Origin of the sequence: Salinimicrobium profundisediminis (assembly GCF_026241755.1) — a bacterium.
Taxonomy (GTDB): Bacteria; Bacteroidota; Bacteroidia; order Flavobacteriales; family Flavobacteriaceae; genus Salinimicrobium; species Salinimicrobium profundisediminis.
Genome location: NZ_JAPJDA010000010.1, coordinates 1 through 1,575 on the forward strand (window position 1 = coordinate 1; position 1,575 = coordinate 1,575).

Consider the following 1,575-nt stretch of genomic DNA (forward strand, 5'->3'; position numbering starts at 1 on the left):
GCTTCAGAAACAAGGATTTGTGTTGTGTCACAAACATCTCCCACACCATCTTTATCGATGTCTTCCTGACCAGGATTGTAGGTTAGCGGACAGTTGTCATCTTCATCAAGAATTCCGTCACCGTCATCATCTGTGTCAATGATATCTCCCAGACCATCGCCATCGGTATCTGTTTGATCGGGGTTTGGAACTAAGGGTGCATTGTCAACATCATCAGGAATACCATCATTGTCATCATCGTCATCACAGTTGTCTTTCATACCGTCGGAATCATTGTCTCCAAAGCTGTTTCGAACCTCTACAACAGCTTCAGTCGTTCCAACGTTTCCACTGTGATCGGTAACACTAAGCAAGACAAAGTTCATCCCTTCATTGTCACATCCAAAGCTGGTCACATCAAGGCTCATGGAAGCAATTCCGCAGTTATCAAAAACCTCATCGTAGACATCTTCGGCAACGATACCGGCTACGCCATTTTCGTCAAGCTCAACCACGATGTCTTTTGCGATTACCACGGGAGCGGTTTCATCAAGAATGGTCACCGTTGCAACTTTGGTGGTGATATTGCCGTTCACATCGGTTACCGTCACCGTCACATCTTTTGTGGCACCGGTTGCACAATCAAAACGGGTCTCACTTAGCGTAATGCTGCCCACAGCGCAGTTATCAGTAGCACTTTCCACCACATCTTCAGTGGCAATAGTCACCTTACCGTCATCATCAAGCTGTACGCTGATATTTTTTGTAAGGACAACAGGAGCAACATTGTCTTCAACAGTCACGATTGCTTCGGAAGAAGTGGTGTTTCCATTGTTATCTTCCACAGTAAGCACTACCGTATTCTCCCCAACATTTGAGCAGTCAAAAATGACATTATCAAGCGTCATTTCTGAAATTCCGCAGGCATCTGAAGAACCATTGTCGATATCTTCAGGAGTGATGGTCGCGTTTCCGTCGGCATCAAGCTGTACAGTGATGTTTTGAGTTACCGCAACCGGAGCTACATTATCTTCAACAGTTACAATTGCTTCGGAAGAAGTGGTGTTTCCATTGTTATCTTCCACAGTAAGCACCACAGTGTTTTCTCCAACATTAGAACAGTCAAAAATGTTAATATCAAGAGTCATTTCTGAAATTCCGCAGGCATCTGAAGAGCCGTTGTCGATATCTTCAGTGGCAATAGTCACCTTACCGTCATCATCAAGCTGTACGCTGATATTTTTTGTGACTACAACAGGAGCTATGTTATCTTCAACAGTTACTGTAGCTTCCGCAGAAGTTTTGTTTCCATTGTTGTCTTCAACAGTAAGCACCACAGTATTCTCCCCAACATTTGAGCAGTCAAAAATGGCATTATCAAGCGTCATTTCTGAAATTCCGCAGGCATCTGAAGAACCGTTGTCGATCATTGCCGGAGTGATGGTCGCGTTTCCGTCGGCATCAAGCTGTACAGTGATGTTTTGAGTCAGCACCACAGGAGCTACTTTGTCTTCAACAATTACTGTAGCTTCCGCAGAAGTTTTGTTTCCATTGTTGTCTTCAACAGTAAGCACCACAGTATTCTCCCCAACATTT

At 44.3% G+C, this 1,575-nt stretch carries 1 protein-coding gene; it reads right to left on the bottom strand.

Features of this window, described 5'->3' with window-relative positions:
- Window positions 1-1,575: thrombospondin type 3 repeat-containing protein (locus OQ279_RS07215; protein WP_266069307.1), on the bottom strand; the 1,575-nt coding region annotated here is incomplete at both ends.